This window comes from Leuconostoc gelidum subsp. gelidum KCTC 3527, assembly GCF_000166715.1.
GTDB lineage: Bacteria > Bacillota > Bacilli > Lactobacillales > Lactobacillaceae > Leuconostoc > Leuconostoc gelidum.
Window position 1 is genome coordinate 1 of sequence record NZ_AEMI01000022.1, and the last position, 15,245, is coordinate 15,245.

Sequence of the window (15,245 nt, forward strand, 5' to 3'; positions counted from 1 at the left end):
TNTTTGTTTGTTTTATTTATTTTTCACTAGCTGCTATTTTTGGTAAAATAAGATTCAAAACAATACCTAGTAACGTGGCAATAGCAACACCAGAAAAGTTAACCTGCGCACCAAGTTGTAAATGAAAATCACCAATACCTACAACCAAAATAGGTGCTGCAATCATTAAATTACGTTTCTGACTGTAATCAACTTTATTATCAACAATGACTTGTAAACCAGCTGCTGCAATAACCCCATAAAGCATAAACCCAACACCACCAGTTACAGCCCCTGGAATAGTTGAAATCAATGCTGATAATTTACCTATGAAGCTAAAGGTAATTGCAAAAAATGCTGCACCACCAATGACCCAAACAGAGTACACACGACTAAGTTGCATCACACCAATATTTTCACCGTACGATGTGACTGCTGGTCCACCAATTAAACCAGCTACAACGGAGGCTGTGCCATCTCCAGTTAAAGTACGTTTCAAGCCAGGGTTAGCAAAGAAATCATGACCTGTAATTTTTGATAACACCATTAAATGACCTAAATGCTCCGACAAAGTGACCAATGCCAGCGGTGCCATACTTAAAATAGCGGCTGGATAAAATTTAAAGCCATCCTTGCCAATAAATGTTTCATAGTCAGGTAATTGGAACCAGTGTGCTGCTGCAATTGGTGATAAATCAACCAGACCAAATAGCAACGCAACAACGTAACCAAAAATAATGCCTAATAAAATAGGTAATAAACCTAAAAACCCTCTCAAAAACATGTTAAAAGCTATGGTTGCTAATAAGGTAATGAGCGCGACCACAAAAATCTTCCAATCATATTTGCCATTGACTGTTGTTGCTGAACTCGCTGCTGAACTCGCCAAACTTAAACCAATAACCATGATGATTGGGCCGACAACTTCTGCTGGAAAAATAGCATCAATCCATGCCGTGCCAGTAAACGTAATGATGAAAGCCACAATCAGGTAAACTAAACCAACGGAAATAATACCCTGAGCCACTGCTGGATAACCAATCGTCTTCATAAGTGACGCCATTGGAATGATGAAAGCAAAACTTGATCCCATGTATGCTGGCACTTTACCCCGTGTAATTAACAGGTGAAGTAGCGTTCCCACACCTGAGGTAAACAATGCCACTCCAGGATTTAAGCCAACCAACAATGGTACCAAAACTGTTGCACCAAACATCGAGAAAAGGTGTTGCAATGATAGACCGAGCCATGTAAAAAATGGTGGCTTATCATATAAATCATAAATTGCATTATTTTGTTTCGTTGCCATACTTTTATTGTACACGCCTATATTTTCGTGCACATCCTCCTAAAATATTCAAAATATGATGCCCAATGACAAAGTTTCAAACATTTTAATTATAAACTAAAAACCCAACATAATGTTTTACTATGTTAGGTCCTAAGTTTATTTAATTATGAATTGCGCTGCAAACGCATCGTTGATGCTGAAATATCCACAACAGACTATCGTCTTGCTTCTTGCCAATTCATCACAACTACACCATCGTTATTTAGTGTCCAGACAACTCTTTGTCTGCGTTTAATTTTATTATTTGTAGTTGGTGAATCTTTGTAACTCTAGTTAATCACTCAAATCATTTGTCAATGTTATTCCTACAGGAATTTATTATTTATTAACCGTCGTCTACAATATAATAGCCCATGAAGTTTCAATTTCTGTCAAATTATTTTGCGTCATTCATGGCCTCCTCTTTATTTGTTAACATTATTATATCACACATTGTAAGCGCTTACAATGTATTTAAATAAAAATAGCATTTACGCCTTTTTACCAAATAATTCACTCTCTAATGACCTGTTTTTTACATTTTTTCTTCTAGTATGACATCTGGATACTTATCGTGAAACCAATTCATAGCGAATTTGTTTTCAAACAAGAACACAGGTTGATCATAGCGATCTTTTACTAGTAGGTTACGGCTAGAAGCCATCTTTTCATCTAGTTGGTCTGGTGAAATCCAGCGCGCTACTTTTGAGCCAATTTGTTCAAATTGAATTTCAACATTGTATTCATTTTCCATACGAAATTGAAACACTTCAAACTGTAGTTGACCGACAGCACCAATAATGTACTCACTACCTTGCCAAGATTTGTATAGTTGAATCGTTCCTTCCTGTACCAACTGTTCAATCCCTTTGTGATATGATTTTTGCTTCATAACATCTTTAGCAATTACACGATTAAATAATTCGGGTGTAAATGTTGGTAGATCCGGAAATTGCACCGCCTTTTTACCAGCGTAAATTGTATCCCCAATTTGAAAATTACCAGTATCATAAACACCAATAATGTCACCTGGCACTGCCGTCTGAACATTTTCACGTTCTTCCGCCATAAACTGCGTCACATTTGATAATTTTAACTTTTTATTGTTTCTTCGTAGTATAACATCCATGCCACGATTAAACTCACCAGACACAATACGGACAAACGCAATGCGGTCCCGATGGCGTGGATCCATATTCGCCTGAATTTTAAATACAAAACCAGTAAACTGTGGCTGATCTGGCGTAATTATTTCACCATCATTTGTTTTAGTAGCAGCGGGTGCTGGCGCATAAATTAAGTATTCACGTAAAAATTCTGTTACGCCAAAATTAACCAATGCGGATCCAAAAAATACGGGTGTTAATTTACCGTGCGCAATTGCTTCTTGATCAAAGGCATTTCCAGCATCACGTAAAAGTTCAACTTCATCCATTGTTTCTTCAACAATTTCTGGATGTGCGGTCGCTTTTTTAAATGGTACCATCGTGTTTTTTTGTAAATCATAAATACCTTGTAATATTTGTCCTGAACCAACCGGCCAGTTCATTGGGTAAGCTTGGATACCCAAAATCGTTTCTAATTCATCAAGCAAATCTAAAGCTGGTCTGGCATCACGATCAATTTTGTTAAAAAATGTGAAAACAGGTATACCGCGTTGCGCAACAATTTCAAACAATTTTTTAGTTTGTGGTTCAATACCTTTGGCAGCATCAACAACCATGACAACTGAATCAACAGCCATCAGTGTACGATAAGTATCTTCTGAAAAATCTTCATGACCCGGTGTATCCAAAATATTAATGCGCTTGCCATCATAATCAAATTGTAAAACAGAGGAAGTCACTGAAATACCACGTTGCTGTTCTATCGCCATCCAATCAGATGAGGCTAATTTATGTGATCCACGGCCTTTGACTGTGCCGGCTTCACGAATAACGCCACCATGTAGTAATAATTGTTCTGTTAACGTTGTTTTACCAGCATCTGGATGCGAAATAATAGCAAAAGTTCGGCGATTTTTTAGTTGTTCTTGAAAGTTTTCCATAATGTTTAGTTTACCTGATATAGCGGTGTTTCACAACAAAAAAATGAATCATTCTGTGACACAAACTGATAACACATCGCGACCAGCAATATCCTGCACATTTCGATAATTATTAGGATAGTGTTCATGTATGACTGATAAGTCATCTTTTCCAACTGGAATTGTTTCCTTGAGTATCACCCAAGTGACATCTTGACCAAGAGGCGGCGTTGTCAAAGAGCCAATATAACTATAATATGAATGGCTTTTAGGTAACCAATTAGCCAATATTTTTGCATCTATTGTATCTGAAAATACATCTTGAATATGTGTATCAATTGGTTCATCTGACACATCGCCAAATACAGCCAAAACCAAAATGCGACCCTCACGTCGATATACAAAATGAATTTCGACATCATGACGTATACCGTCAACAGTATGTTCAGCACCATCATGAAAATGAAAACGTTCTAATGACCACAGTTCTCCTGTAATCATTAATTCACCAGAAACTAAAAATTGCTCGCCTACGATACGATCATCATATTGTGTCTGCCCATTAAAAGCGATCACTAAATCAGACGACTTAATGACAGGTTGTGTGTGTTCACTATTAATTGCAATGGGTGATTGCAATGGCGTGTCTCCTGCTTCACGCCAATCCTCTTGTTGACTGTAATCTAAGTGTTTCATATGATCCTCGCAAAACATTTATTTTATATTGTATCAAATTTAGACCCGAACATTACTAAATTCAATAAAACGCGTCCACTTGTACATCATTATCCTGTATAATAAAAATAAGATTGAGAAAGAAAAGTGACTATAATGCAACTTGTAACTGCTTCTGAAATGCAAAAAATTGATACTTATACTGTTAACACGATTGGTATGCCTCAAGATGTACTCATTGAGCGGGCAGCCCTATCAGTAATCGACGTCATTGGTGCGGGCCATTTTAATTTAGAACACATTTTAGTGCTAGCTGGACTTGGCAACAATGGTGCTGATGGCGTTGCCATCACGAGACTCTTATACGCACAGGGTTTCAATGTTTCTTTACAATTTGTTGGTAATGTCTCGCGCGCCAAAGAAAGTGTTCAGCGTCAATTGGCTATCATTGAAAAATATGGTCTTGTTCGATCTGAAAAAAGTGACTTTAACGAGGCGACACTCATCATTGATGCTATTTTTGGTACAGGATTGAACAATCTACTGCCCGAAGGATTGCAAAAAATGATCAAAGCTGCTAATCACATCGAAAAAACAGTCATTGCCATTGATACACCAACCGGAATTGACGCCACAACTGGCGAAGTCCGCGGTGCAGCATTAAAGGCACACACGACTGTCACATTTGGCTATAATAAAATTGGTTTAACGCAACGCGTTGGTGGCTATTTATCTGGTAATGTGATTGTGAAAGATATTGGTTTATTAACACCCCCAGATTTTTCGTTTTCAGATACAGCAGACAAGCATTCGGCTACAGATGTTTAATAATAGGATAAAAAATAAAATGTTGTCATCTATCTAGATGACAACATTTTATTTTTTAACGTTTACAACACTTTTATTTAACAAAGCCAACAAAACCAAGTAGCAAGAAGATAACACCAATTGCAATACGATACCAACCAAAAATCTTAAAGTCATTATTTTGAATGTAACGCATCATAATTTTAATAGCAAAGAGTGCAACAATCCATGATATTACAAAGCCAACTAGCATCACAATGCTTTGCATACCTGTAAATCTGCCACCATGCAATAGAAATGTCCCAACCTTTAAAATTGTCACGCCAAACATAACTGGGATAGACAAGAAGAACGAGAATTCTGCCGCTACGAATCGTGAGGCACCTAGGATAACAGCGCCAAGAATTGTAGCTCCTGAACGCGATGTTCCAGGAACTAAGGACAACACTTGAAACAGTCCAATGAACAATGCCAGTTTGAATGTTATTTTATTAAGATTCGTAATTTTTGGTGCGATGTTCTTTTGACGATTTTCGATCAAAATAAAAGCAATACCATAGATGATTAGGGTTGCGGAAACAACCCAGAAATTAAGAAGATGTGCATCCATAAAATCATTGAATAAGAAACCAAATATCACTGCCGGAATGACACCAACAACAACTTTGATCCACAATCGCCAAGTTTGAAAACGTTCTTTTGGCGTCTTTTGTTGTGAAAATGGATTTAACCGATTAAAGTAGAGTTGAATAACCGCAAAAATGGCCCCAAGCTGAATGGCGTAATCAAAAACCGCTGTAAAACTATTAGTCCAAACGTTGCCGCTAGGTATCCCAATTAAAGCCTCTGCCAGAATGATGTGTCCAGTAGACGATACTGGTAAGAATTCGGTAATGCCTTCGACGATACCAATAATAATTGATTTTAATATATCTAACATATGCTATAGCTTATGTGAGCAGTCATTAGGCTTATTTAGCCTAGAAAGCGTCACGTTTCCTTCCAATTTAACTCTCTTTATTCTATACTATATTGCAACGTTGTGCCACAATTCGCTGGTTTTCAAAAAAGTATTGTAATTTAAAAATTCACATGGTATTATATTATATGTTGTAAAAAATAATTGTTTGGACAGCTAGCTCAGTTGGTAGAGCAACGGACTCTTAATCCGTGGGTCCAGGGTTCGAGCCCCTGGCTGTCCACTAAGTTAAACCAGTAGAAATACTGGTTTTTTTAATGCCTATATCGTACTAAAATAACCGAAGCAAGTGCTTCGGTTATTTGTTTATAAACTAATATATATACTGGCAAACATTAAACCTGCACCAACTAAGACAAATACATGCCAATACACATGTCCCATTGGAATTTTTGGTACCAGATAAAAAATAGTGCCTGCAGAATACGTCAATCCCCCGGCGACTAAGAGCCAAAAAGCAACTGGTGACAAGACACCCCACAAAACTGGCATCGCTAAGACGATTAGCCAGCCCATGACCATGTAAATTGTGACAGATACCCACGGCCAACGACCTACAAAAAATAAATCATAGGCAAATCCCGCTATCGTCATCGTGAGAATTGCGCCCCAAATTGCCCAGCCTTGCCACCCTTTAATCAGCAACCAAGTGTATGGCGTGTAACTTCCTAAAATAACCAAATAAATACCAGCGTGATCAAAAAACTGAAATAATTTAGCAGCACGTGTAAATATCAGAGAATGAAAAAGTGTTGAAGCGAGTAAAAAGAAGCCAATTGTACTAATATATATCACAATGGCTGTCATTTCAAAAGCTGTCACAGGTCGTCTTAACACATGAAAAATCAAGGCAATACCAGCTAATACAGCTAAGAAAAATCCCAGCCCATGTGTTACAGCGTTTAAAACCTCGTATGTAATTTGATAACGTTTAGATCGTTGCATTTAGTTGTCCCCATAAATCAATTTATTGTTAATATTATAACATGCTTACCTGTTTTATTAATCATAAAAACCCCATAACTTTTTCAGCTATAGGGGTATTATTGATCGCGGATTTTAAATAAGTGTCTCCCAATCACGAGCCCATATGAGCCCCATAGCACCATCACCAGTGTGCACACCAATATACGCACCAATTACACCACGTTCAAACTTAACTGTTGGATAATCATGTTGTAATTCCTTCAACCACTTATCCCCCAGTTTAGCATCATTTCCATCTACCACAATGACTCGAACTGGAAAATCAACTTGCATTAAGTATTGATCAAGTGCTGTCTTAATTTCTTTTAGCGCACCACTCATTTTGCGTGCCTTACCAACAGCACCAATTTTGCCCTCATCTTGAATATCCATAGACAAAATAGGCTTAATGTTAAGCAAACCACCAACTAACGCTGCCCCACGTGACAAACGACCAGTACGTTGTAAATGTGAGATATCATTAACTACAAAGCGTACATCAAATGTTTTTTGTAAAGTTTCTAACGCTGTTATGATATCGTCTAATGTTTTACCGTTTTCTGCCATGACCGCTGCCATGACCGACTGCATGCCAGATCCCATCACCGCAAATTTTGAGTCCCATACACGAACATCTGATAGCCCGTCATATGATTCTGCTACAAGGTTCGCTGTCTGATAAGCCCCCGAGATGCCTGAAGAGATTGGTATAATTAACGCTTTATCATATCCCGACGCCTTGGCAACACTTAAAACCTCTTCCCAGTCACCCGGAGCCGGTTGGGACGTTGAAGCTACCATTTTTTTATCTTTCATCATCTTAACTAATTCACCAAGATCATGAATATCAACTGTTTCTTTATAAACTTCTTCCCCAAAAATAATCGGATCATTCACTTGGAAAATGTGGTAGCGATTACGAATTGTCGCTGGTATTGCTGATGCTGAATCACTAATTATTGCTATCTTAGACATTGTTTTTTTCTCTCCAGAATGAACGCATCATGAATTGCGTTCTCGTTAAGCCATTGTACCAAATATGTTGACCATGATAACACCCATATAAAAGCAAAGCATACCACCAATTAATTGTATCATTAGATATCTCAATTGCTTATTAAACGGCAATTGAGCGCTTTGCACCATCATCGTACTAAACGTTGTAAACCCGCCTAATAATCCCACAGACCAAAAGCCGTTCAAAGCTGACAGCTGTCCACTAGCAAACACGATTCCCATGCCAAGAGCACCGACCGAATTAATGATCAAAATTGCTGTAAAATATGATGATTGCACTGGCCAAATCATAATAATTACGTATCGCAGCATGGCACCAAGCGCTGCACCAACGAAGACTGATAATAAAGTCATTTAATTACCTCATCAAATTGTTTTCCTATTTTTCGGCCAATGTTAACCATGATAATGCCACCACAAATAGTAAAGAAAACATACCCCCCTGCGATAAGATAGTTATGACTCGCTGATTGATTGATTTGTAAAATCATTGCGCTAAATGTTGTAAACCCACCGAGAATGCCTGTGCCAATAAAAGGTGGCCAAAGTGATAATTGTTTGCTTACTTGCGATATGTAGACACCAAATATTGCTAGCAATAATGCACCCAACCAATTAATAACCATTGTTATTAAGAACATGTGCCCAATTATTGGGATTAAATTCAACATATAGCGCATACTACCACCAATGCCACCGCCTAAACCAACAATTACCAATTCAATTAAAAAGTTATGCTGTCTTTCCATAACTATTATTCTATCAAGTTTAGATATAATGAGCAAAAAAAAGAGTTTCACCCCATCTTGTTATGATGAGCTACTCATAGGTTAGAATGATGAATATTGCTTTTTTATAGTGCGCATGTAACAATTAAAATACTGGTTTTATTGATTTTTTCGAACAAAAACTCACATCAACACTATAGGAGCATCTATGTTTACATACTATATATTACCAACAACTTATATCATATTACTTTTCATCTTCTCATTACTAAAACCTGTTCGTTTTGCGGTCACCGCTAATGAGTTTCAAGGTCTCATGATGAAATCATTATTACTGGCACTACTTGCTATGACCATTGCAGATAGTAGTTTAACACGTTTTTATGGTTTATGGTTTAACATCACATTACTATTTTCAATCGGCCGTGTCGTATCACGAATTAGAAAAAACAATAAGTAACCTGTTTTTTTAAAATGCATCAGCCATGGGCCATAGCGTTCTGAACTGATGCATTTTTAATTGCTATAAATAGCTAGAACGTTATTAACTATGATGCGCAATGAATCATTGCTTACTATTTACACGATACCTCTCTAGAATGGTAAGTAAGACTTAGGAGGAATTTATTATGACATTTGGTGAACATTTAAGAAGCGTGCGATTGAAAAAAAACTTAACCCAAGATCAAGTGGCTAAAGATTTTTTTGTTACGCGACAAACGATATCAAGTTGGGAAAATGAAAAAACTTATCCCGATATTACTAATTTAATTAATTTAATTAATTTAATTAATTTAAGCGACTATTATCATATTTCATTGGACACATTATTAAAGGAGGACGCTGGCCTTCGTGACTACCTTGAGAAAAAAGATGTTTCAAAGAATCTCAGGAAAGTACGAATCAGTTTACTAGGTATTGATGTAATTCTAGTATCAATCTTGTTATCGAGTTTACTAAATTGGATTCAAATTGACAGTATCGTCATGTCATTAATTTTGATAATAACTTCCTTGACAATGGTAGCACTTAATGACATTAATAAATTCGACAAAACATATCGCCTCAACCTGCAACAAACTTGGCAAAAATATTTATCTGGTGATTATGGTTTGTTATATACAAGTATTATTCCTATCCTATTCGTTTTGCTGGGTATCATTGTCATCTGGAATCAGCATAGTCTTACTGGTCTTTACCCGATAATCATTGGTTTTTTTATTTTTATCGTGTTAATAATTCGGAAATTCAAAAAGTATTAAGGGCTATCGTCATGATTATACTCGATAGCCCTATTGAAACAAGTGAAAAAAATCCCACAATTATCATCCGTATTGCTTTATTAGGCGCTATTTTTTATTCCAATCCTAAATCCTTTTTCACATGACTAGTAAACCACCAAACAATCAAGTTAATAAAAAAACAATGACTAAAAATTATGAAGTCTCTGCTAAATCACAAGTTTTCCCTACATAAATGATGTGAACGGTACTTTTCTAGCATTAATATAGTAAAAAGTGATTATACCGCTAAATATATAGCAATATAATCACTTCTTATCAGAATAAAAATGTCTATTGATTATCATGAACATTACCCGCCGACTGAATAACCTAAAAGGTCATCATTTTGTGTTGCATGCTTAAATTAATTTTTGAACAATTTTATCGAAAACTTTTGCTGGCAAAATGGTGTGCAAAAACACTGAGAATTTGGCACCATAGCCGACGAGATAGCGGGCACGTGGCCTTTTGCTTTCGACTGCTTTAACAATAGTACCAGCAATCACGCTTGGATCGGTTAGTTTATCTGAACTATAAAGTTTATGCATGCGATCTGCAGCTGCTAAAGCGTGCTCACTATACGCTGTATTTTGCGATGTATCTCTGAGGTGATCTGCCGCAATAATACCCCAATCAGTTTTAATACCACCTGGTTCCACCAAAACAACCGCCACGCCAAAAGGCTTAACTTCCATGCGCAACGCATCACTAAATGCCTCTAAAGCATACTTAGTAGCATGATACCAAGCACCCATATATGTCGTCACGCGTCCTGCCATCGATGAAATATTAATGATTTTACCTGCATGCTGTTCACGCATATAAGGCATCACTAGTTGTACCAACCTAGCTACACCGAATAGATTCGTATCAAATTGGCGTTTAGCTTCTTCAAGTGTCACATTTTCGATAGCACCATATGAACCGTAACCAGCATTATTAATCAAAATATCAATACGCCCTTCTTGATCAATAATTTCTTGCACGGCTTGCTTAATTGATGTTTCGTCAGTCACATCCATTTCAATCGGTGTAATACCCAGCGCTGATAGCGGTACCATTTTTTCAACACGACGCGCCGCCCCATAAACTTTATAATCTAGTGATGCTAATAACTCTGCTGTTTTGTATCCAATACCACTGCTGGCACCTGTAAGTAAAACTACTTTTTTAGTTGTCATTTGTTCTTACTTGTCCTTCACTATGAATGAACCCATTCTATCATATCATGCTGATTAGCGTACTCACTTGATTAGTAATAGTTTGATGACATAACTCACCTTAAATATTGTTGCAGGGTTTTCTGAGCAATTTCAAAACTAAACTTTCTAGCATTTAGCGGAACAATAGTGCCATTTTCATCAAAGAAAACACCCGATAAATGTTTGATATCTGGGCTAATTGCCAAATATTTGCCAACTGGCACCGCTGTATTAGTCAAGGTCTTCGTGTAATCCATTAGTTCACTACGGACATCCCCAGGAAAAAAGCTATTCACTGTTGTCAATTGATCTTTTAATTGATCAGCTAATACAAACATCAAAAGTGTCTTATGTGTTACTAACCAAGCCGCTCTTGCCAAAGTATTATTTTGTATATCACAAACCGGTACGAGGTTAATTACTCTAGGATTACCTGTCACGATTAATATACGACTGTTAGACAAAACATCTCGCAAACCCAAAGTTAAATAGTAATGTGACAATAAATTACTATTTATATTTTCACTAGCAGTACGTAGCATAATCCCTGCGCTATGAATCAAAACATCAATATGTGGAAAAATTGTCTTAATTTGCGCGATCACTAGCTCACGCTCAGATTGCTTAGACAAGTCCCCAATGACAGTCTTAACATGACTACCTAAGTTATTTCGAACAATCGTAGCTTTATTTTTGTTCCGACCAATAATAATGATGTTATTTTCTTGCGCCAGATCCTTGGCGATTGCTAATCCAACACCAGATGAGCCGCCTGTTATAACAATATTTTTCATAAATCCCTTTCAAAATATGTGGTTAACCACCGACAACATTGTCTACTGCACAAAAGTATCATAAGCAATATTAATAATTTTAGGTAGTTGCCCCTGACAGCCAACTACTACTTTAGCAATGCGTAAATGAAGGCGCTGTGACAAAAATGGTTCTGCTAAAAGCGCCAGATAAGCATCAAAAGTCCAAAATTCTGTTAAATTATCAAAATAATCATTAACGTCATGAGATAGTGGTTGATTAGCATGGACACGCGTTTCCAGAATGCGTTTAAAAACCTGTTCTTGTCTTAATAAAATCGCACGACGATTTAACTCATTTAAAATAGTTTCTAAAATAGCTGGGCTATTTTGACATTCATATGCTTTTTCAGCCATTTCATTAACGACAAACTCAGTAAACATGGATGCATGACATAAGTCTTCTAATGTTAACGACATCGCACTCAAAATCTTAATCATACTGCTGAACTGAATGTCTGTCTGCCCTCTTTCAAATTTAGAAATAACACTATGTGACAATCCTGTTGCTTGTACAAGGTCATTTGCCGAAACACCGCGTGACTGACGCATTTCGCGAATTAAACGGCCTAAATTTTGTATTTCTGAAAATGTATTATTTACCATCATCACCTGACTGCTCCCCTTTAATTGCCTCAACTATTATAAAAGTCATCTTTGTTTTATATGGTTATTATACACGCCCAGCATACGGATAATTTTGATTTTTCTTATGAGAAAATATTCCTAATAGTTATTTCAAAAAATGCTAATTAGCATTTTTTAGACTTCTTGTACATATTTGACGTACCTTTATAATTATTAAGTTTATATTAAATTGAAATTCAATAATAAAAACCATTAAAATTAGTCTATACCATTTAAGCTGTAAGCGACTTTTTCATGCTCAATGTACACCTTCTCTTCTTTTATTTGGTATACATCTGCATTTTAATACGTTGCACAAAGTCTCTAGACACGAACTATGAAAGCGTTTACAATTTAAATACAAGGAGGATTATACTATGAATAATAAAATATCATTTTAGCTAGAAAAATATTTGCAGCCAGTTGGTGCTAAATTAGCTGCCAATAAACCACTGAATTCTATACGTGATGGTATCGCTTTGAGCATGCCGCTAGTCATTGTAGGCTCAATGGCATTACTAATTGCTAATGGATTTTCCATCGATCCATTTAAAAACTGGTTAATGACAACTGGGGCTATCAGGATCTGGTAAAAGCATTAATGATATTATACAAGAAGGATGCAAAATAGATCCTTAATCATTACTAAATTGCTACAATTATAAATTTATCTCAATTGATACAAGATGATGCACTAGATAAGTTACCGATATGTAACAAGGTACCCTACTAGTGCATTTTTATTAGCTATTATTATAGATGATATGCCTATACTAAAATGGGTATGTGCTAAATTTCAAATATTTGTTGATGAATATCGAATAGCACATGTTATAAATTCATGAACAAGTTCATTTTTAGAATATATTAGAGAAGCTAGCCCATAAATAAGGTCTTCTTGGTAATTTAATGGTACTACGCGGAAATCACTTTGTCGTTTCATAGTTACAAAATCAGGCATAACTGAAATGCCTAATCCCCCTTGAACCATCGTATGACTTAGCATAATTGAGTCGGAATAAGAAAATATCGCGTTCGAGCAATTAGTTTCCAACCACCGTTGCACTCTTAGTTGTTTTGGTGGGCACTGATTGGCATTTAATAGAATAATATTCTCATGCATCAGATCTGTTAAATTAATTATTTTAGCATGAGACAACAGATGATCCTTAGGAATGATGCAAACAAATTGTCCCTGCTTTAAAGGTGTAAATTTCAATTCACTGACTTTATCAATACTATCTATGGTCTGAAATATCACATCACACTCATCATTTAATAAATCTTTTTTGAGTATATTATAATTAAAATTTTTTAAATAGATTTTTATCTGCGGATGTAATTTTTTAAATGCACTAATAATTTTAGGAAGACTTTGCGTTTCAAAAAAAGTCCCCGTATAACCAATAGTGAATGAATTATTTTTACGTTCATTAATAAACCGTATACGTTCAACAGACAACTCTATTCGAAATATTAATGGTTTAATATCTTCATAGAACGTTTCACCACTCTCTGTAAGCCTGACATGTCGCTTATCTCGATTAAATAACACAGTATTTAATTCATTTTCTAAAGAATGAATTACCTGTGTAACCATAGGCTGAGTGACGTGCATATTTTGAGAAGTTTGTGTAAAGTTTAACGTTTCTGCAAGATCAATGAATATTTTAAGATGATCAGTTTGCATAAAATTATCCTTCTTTTTTTATTCTTCATAACAAAACGTTATCTGCCATAACAAGTATTGATTTCAAAAACAACTCGGTATGTGATAAGTTTAACATATAAAATAAAAAGGTAGGTATATTATGATGCGTTATATTGTGACAGGTGCAGATGGTAAATTAGCTGGTCGTGTTGCTGACAACATGATTAAAACAGTGGGTGGTGAAAATGTAACACTGACTGTTTGGAATATGCAACATGTTGCTCAAGACAGGTTAGACAGATGGCATAAGGCCGGTGTTAGGCTTTTTGAAGCTAATTACGATGATGTTGATGCTTTGAACAAAGCATTTTCTGGTGGCGATCGTGTATACATTGTTTCTGGACTAGAAGTCGGTAAACGTGTGCAACAGCATAAAAATGCGATTGATGCTGCTATTAACCAAAACGTTGGACATATAACTTATAGCTCGTTTGTCGGTGCTACAGATCCAAAATATGCTCATTTAGATGTCACGCCTGATCATACAGCAACAGAAAATTATTTAAAAGAAACAGGTCACCCTTATACAGCACTTCGTAATAGTCTTTATATCGAAAACTATTTAACAATGTATCCTATGCTGGCTCTAGCTTCTAACAACGTATGGGCCAGCACTGCTATGGAAGGTCGAGCAACCTTAGTCGCAAAAGATGATGCAGCCGATGCAGCAACTGCTGCTTTGCTAGGCAAAGTTTCAGATTTTAGATCGTATAATATTTTTGGTTCACAGTCTATTTCAGTTCGGGAACTATGTCAATTGGTTAACAACGTCTCTGGGTTGAATTTAATGTATGATCCAGTTGACGATGAGACATATTATCAGTATTTAGAAAAGCTACACATCCCGCGTACCATTACTGGTGATTTTTCACAGTCTCCTGTACCATTTTCTGGTAATGATATTGTTTCTAATGATGACTCCATCAGAGATGGATTGCTAGACATTCCTTCAAATGATATCGAAATTTTAACTGGTCACAAACCCAAAACAGCCAAAGATATTGTTCACGAATCTAGTTATGTTTGGGAAAATCATATTACTAATTGGTCTCAGATGCGTTAAGAATATAGTATACTGTCACAAAAAAATCTGTAATTATTAT

Annotated in this window: 17 protein-coding genes and 1 tRNA gene; 6 read left to right on the forward strand and 12 right to left on the reverse strand. The window is 36.1% G+C overall.

From position 1 onward, the window contains the following. Window positions 1-16 precede the first annotated feature (16 nt). The 3 genes from EUI_RS0107005 to EUI_RS0107015 form a co-directional block, all read right to left on the reverse strand. Window positions 17-1,288 carry a solute carrier family 23 protein gene (locus EUI_RS0107005; RefSeq protein ID WP_014947699.1) on the reverse strand — a complete coding sequence of 424 codons (1,272 nt, stop codon included), beginning with the start codon at window positions 1,286-1,288 and terminating at the stop codon, window positions 17-19. A 556-nt stretch (window positions 1,289-1,844) separates the two neighbouring features. Further along, on the reverse strand, window positions 1,845-3,356 hold the full coding sequence (locus EUI_RS0107010) for a peptide chain release factor 3 (protein WP_010017050.1): 1,512 nt from the start codon (window positions 3,354-3,356) through the stop codon (window positions 1,845-1,847). Window positions 3,357-3,404: 48 nt separating this feature from the next. Then, window positions 3,405-4,031 (reverse strand): carbonic anhydrase family protein, encoded by a 627-nt coding sequence (locus EUI_RS0107015; protein WP_010017051.1) that lies wholly within the window; start codon window positions 4,029-4,031, stop codon window positions 3,405-3,407. 135 nt (window positions 4,032-4,166) lie between these two features. On the opposite strand from EUI_RS0107015, the gene EUI_RS0107020 reads away from it, so the two are divergent. Then, on the forward strand, window positions 4,167-4,838 hold the full coding sequence (locus tag EUI_RS0107020; protein WP_010017052.1) for an NAD(P)H-hydrate epimerase: 672 nt from the start codon (window positions 4,167-4,169) through the stop codon (window positions 4,836-4,838). Between the two features lie 73 nt (window positions 4,839-4,911). Here the strand turns inward: EUI_RS0107020 and EUI_RS0107025 are convergent, their stop codons facing one another. Continuing rightward, complete coding sequence (locus tag EUI_RS0107025) at window positions 4,912-5,757, reverse strand: undecaprenyl-diphosphate phosphatase (protein ID WP_010017053.1); 846 nt, start codon at window positions 5,755-5,757, stop codon at window positions 4,912-4,914. A gap of 189 nt (window positions 5,758-5,946) precedes the next feature. Between EUI_RS0107025 and EUI_RS0107030 the strand changes: the two genes are divergently transcribed. Next, a tRNA-Lys gene (locus EUI_RS0107030) sits at window positions 5,947-6,019 on the forward strand. An 83-nt stretch (window positions 6,020-6,102) separates the two neighbouring features. On the opposite strand, the gene trhA is transcribed toward EUI_RS0107030, so the two are convergent. The 4 genes from trhA to EUI_RS0107050 all read right to left on the reverse strand — a co-directional run bounded on the left by trhA (window position 6,103) and on the right by EUI_RS0107050 (window position 8,528). Next, window positions 6,103-6,741, reverse strand: a complete 639-nt coding sequence (trhA, locus tag EUI_RS0107035) for a PAQR family membrane homeostasis protein TrhA (protein ID WP_010017055.1) — start codon at window positions 6,739-6,741, stop codon at window positions 6,103-6,105. 114 nt (window positions 6,742-6,855) lie between these two features. Further along, window positions 6,856-7,737: a DegV family protein gene (locus EUI_RS0107040; protein ID WP_010017056.1), complete on the reverse strand. Its 882-nt coding sequence runs from the start codon at window positions 7,735-7,737 to the stop codon at window positions 6,856-6,858. A gap of 45 nt (window positions 7,738-7,782) precedes the next feature. Continuing rightward, complete coding sequence (locus EUI_RS0107045; RefSeq protein ID WP_010017057.1) at window positions 7,783-8,133, reverse strand: fluoride efflux transporter FluC; 351 nt, start codon at window positions 8,131-8,133, stop codon at window positions 7,783-7,785. After that, window positions 8,130-8,528, reverse strand: a complete 399-nt coding sequence (locus EUI_RS0107050) for a fluoride efflux transporter FluC (protein WP_010017058.1) — start codon at window positions 8,526-8,528, stop codon at window positions 8,130-8,132. The genes EUI_RS0107045 and EUI_RS0107050 overlap by 4 nt, the downstream gene beginning before the upstream one ends. Before the next feature lie 187 nt (window positions 8,529-8,715). Here EUI_RS0107050 and EUI_RS0107055 point away from each other — a divergent pair, with 187 nt between their 5' ends. Further along, window positions 8,716-8,967 (forward strand): hypothetical protein, encoded by a 252-nt coding sequence (locus EUI_RS0107055; RefSeq protein ID WP_010017059.1) that lies wholly within the window; start codon window positions 8,716-8,718, stop codon window positions 8,965-8,967. A 169-nt stretch (window positions 8,968-9,136) separates the two neighbouring features. Further along, the gene (locus EUI_RS0107060) at window positions 9,137-9,769 is read left to right on the forward strand and encodes a helix-turn-helix transcriptional regulator (RefSeq protein ID WP_010017061.1); all 633 of its coding nucleotides are present in this window, start codon (window positions 9,137-9,139) and stop codon (window positions 9,767-9,769) included. Window positions 9,770-10,149: 380 nt separating this feature from the next. Here the strand turns inward: EUI_RS0107060 and EUI_RS0107065 are convergent, their stop codons facing one another. The 3 genes from EUI_RS0107065 to EUI_RS0107075 all read right to left on the reverse strand — a co-directional run bounded on the left by EUI_RS0107065 (window position 10,150) and on the right by EUI_RS0107075 (window position 12,413). After that, window positions 10,150-10,971: an oxidoreductase gene (locus EUI_RS0107065; RefSeq protein WP_010017063.1), complete on the reverse strand. Its 822-nt coding sequence runs from the start codon at window positions 10,969-10,971 to the stop codon at window positions 10,150-10,152. A gap of 95 nt (window positions 10,972-11,066) precedes the next feature. After that, window positions 11,067-11,786, reverse strand: coding sequence for an SDR family NAD(P)-dependent oxidoreductase (locus EUI_RS0107070; protein WP_010017064.1), 720 nt, complete (start codon window positions 11,784-11,786; stop codon window positions 11,067-11,069). A 42-nt stretch (window positions 11,787-11,828) separates the two neighbouring features. Beyond that, complete coding sequence (locus tag EUI_RS0107075) at window positions 11,829-12,413, reverse strand: helix-turn-helix domain-containing protein (RefSeq protein ID WP_010017097.1); 585 nt, start codon at window positions 12,411-12,413, stop codon at window positions 11,829-11,831. Window positions 12,414-12,844: 431 nt separating this feature from the next. On the opposite strand from EUI_RS0107075, the gene EUI_RS0107080 reads away from it, so the two are divergent. Then, window positions 12,845-13,024, forward strand: coding sequence for a PTS ascorbate transporter subunit IIB (locus EUI_RS0107080; RefSeq protein WP_010017098.1), 180 nt, complete (start codon window positions 12,845-12,847; stop codon window positions 13,022-13,024). A gap of 203 nt (window positions 13,025-13,227) precedes the next feature. Here the strand turns inward: EUI_RS0107080 and EUI_RS0107085 are convergent, their stop codons facing one another. Next, the gene (locus tag EUI_RS0107085) at window positions 13,228-14,121 is read right to left on the reverse strand and encodes a LysR family transcriptional regulator (RefSeq protein ID WP_010017099.1); all 894 of its coding nucleotides are present in this window, start codon (window positions 14,119-14,121) and stop codon (window positions 13,228-13,230) included. Window positions 14,122-14,242: 121 nt separating this feature from the next. Here EUI_RS0107085 and EUI_RS0107090 point away from each other — a divergent pair, with 121 nt between their 5' ends. Next, the gene (locus EUI_RS0107090) at window positions 14,243-15,205 is read left to right on the forward strand and encodes an NmrA family NAD(P)-binding protein (RefSeq protein ID WP_010017100.1); all 963 of its coding nucleotides are present in this window, start codon (window positions 14,243-14,245) and stop codon (window positions 15,203-15,205) included. The last annotated feature ends 40 nt before the right edge of the window (window positions 15,206-15,245 follow it).

What these genes read in the sequence shown, in the direction of transcription:
- EUI_RS0107005 (WP_014947699.1), bottom strand. Translation starts at nt 1,288, where the DNA reads ATGGCAACGAAACAAAATAATGCAATTTATGATTTATATGATAAGCCA.
- EUI_RS0107010 (WP_010017050.1), bottom strand. Translation starts at nt 3,356, where the DNA reads ATGGAAAACTTTCAAGAACAACTAAAAAATCGCCGAACTTTTGCTATT.
- EUI_RS0107015 (WP_010017051.1), bottom strand. Translation starts at nt 4,031, where the DNA reads ATGAAACACTTAGATTACAGTCAACAAGAGGATTGGCGTGAAGCAGGA.
- EUI_RS0107020 (WP_010017052.1), top strand. Translation starts at nt 4,167, where the DNA reads ATGCAACTTGTAACTGCTTCTGAAATGCAAAAAATTGATACTTATACT.
- EUI_RS0107025 (WP_010017053.1), bottom strand. Translation starts at nt 5,757, where the DNA reads ATGTTAGATATATTAAAATCAATTATTATTGGTATCGTCGAAGGCATT.
- trhA (WP_010017055.1), bottom strand. Translation starts at nt 6,741, where the DNA reads ATGCAACGATCTAAACGTTATCAAATTACATACGAGGTTTTAAACGCT.
- EUI_RS0107040 (WP_010017056.1), bottom strand. Translation starts at nt 7,737, where the DNA reads ATGTCTAAGATAGCAATAATTAGTGATTCAGCATCAGCAATACCAGCG.
- EUI_RS0107045 (WP_010017057.1), bottom strand. Translation starts at nt 8,133, where the DNA reads ATGACTTTATTATCAGTCTTCGTTGGTGCAGCGCTTGGTGCCATGCTG.
- EUI_RS0107050 (WP_010017058.1), bottom strand. Translation starts at nt 8,528, where the DNA reads ATGGAAAGACAGCATAACTTTTTAATTGAATTGGTAATTGTTGGTTTA.
- EUI_RS0107055 (WP_010017059.1), top strand. Translation starts at nt 8,716, where the DNA reads ATGTTTACATACTATATATTACCAACAACTTATATCATATTACTTTTC.
- EUI_RS0107060 (WP_010017061.1), top strand. Translation starts at nt 9,137, where the DNA reads ATGACATTTGGTGAACATTTAAGAAGCGTGCGATTGAAAAAAAACTTA.
- EUI_RS0107065 (WP_010017063.1), bottom strand. Translation starts at nt 10,971, where the DNA reads ATGACAACTAAAAAAGTAGTTTTACTTACAGGTGCCAGCAGTGGTATT.
- EUI_RS0107070 (WP_010017064.1), bottom strand. Translation starts at nt 11,786, where the DNA reads ATGAAAAATATTGTTATAACAGGCGGCTCATCTGGTGTTGGATTAGCA.
- EUI_RS0107075 (WP_010017097.1), bottom strand. Translation starts at nt 12,413, where the DNA reads ATGATGGTAAATAATACATTTTCAGAAATACAAAATTTAGGCCGTTTA.
- EUI_RS0107085 (WP_010017099.1), bottom strand. Translation starts at nt 14,121, where the DNA reads ATGCAAACTGATCATCTTAAAATATTCATTGATCTTGCAGAAACGTTA.
- EUI_RS0107090 (WP_010017100.1), top strand. Translation starts at nt 14,243, where the DNA reads ATGATGCGTTATATTGTGACAGGTGCAGATGGTAAATTAGCTGGTCGT.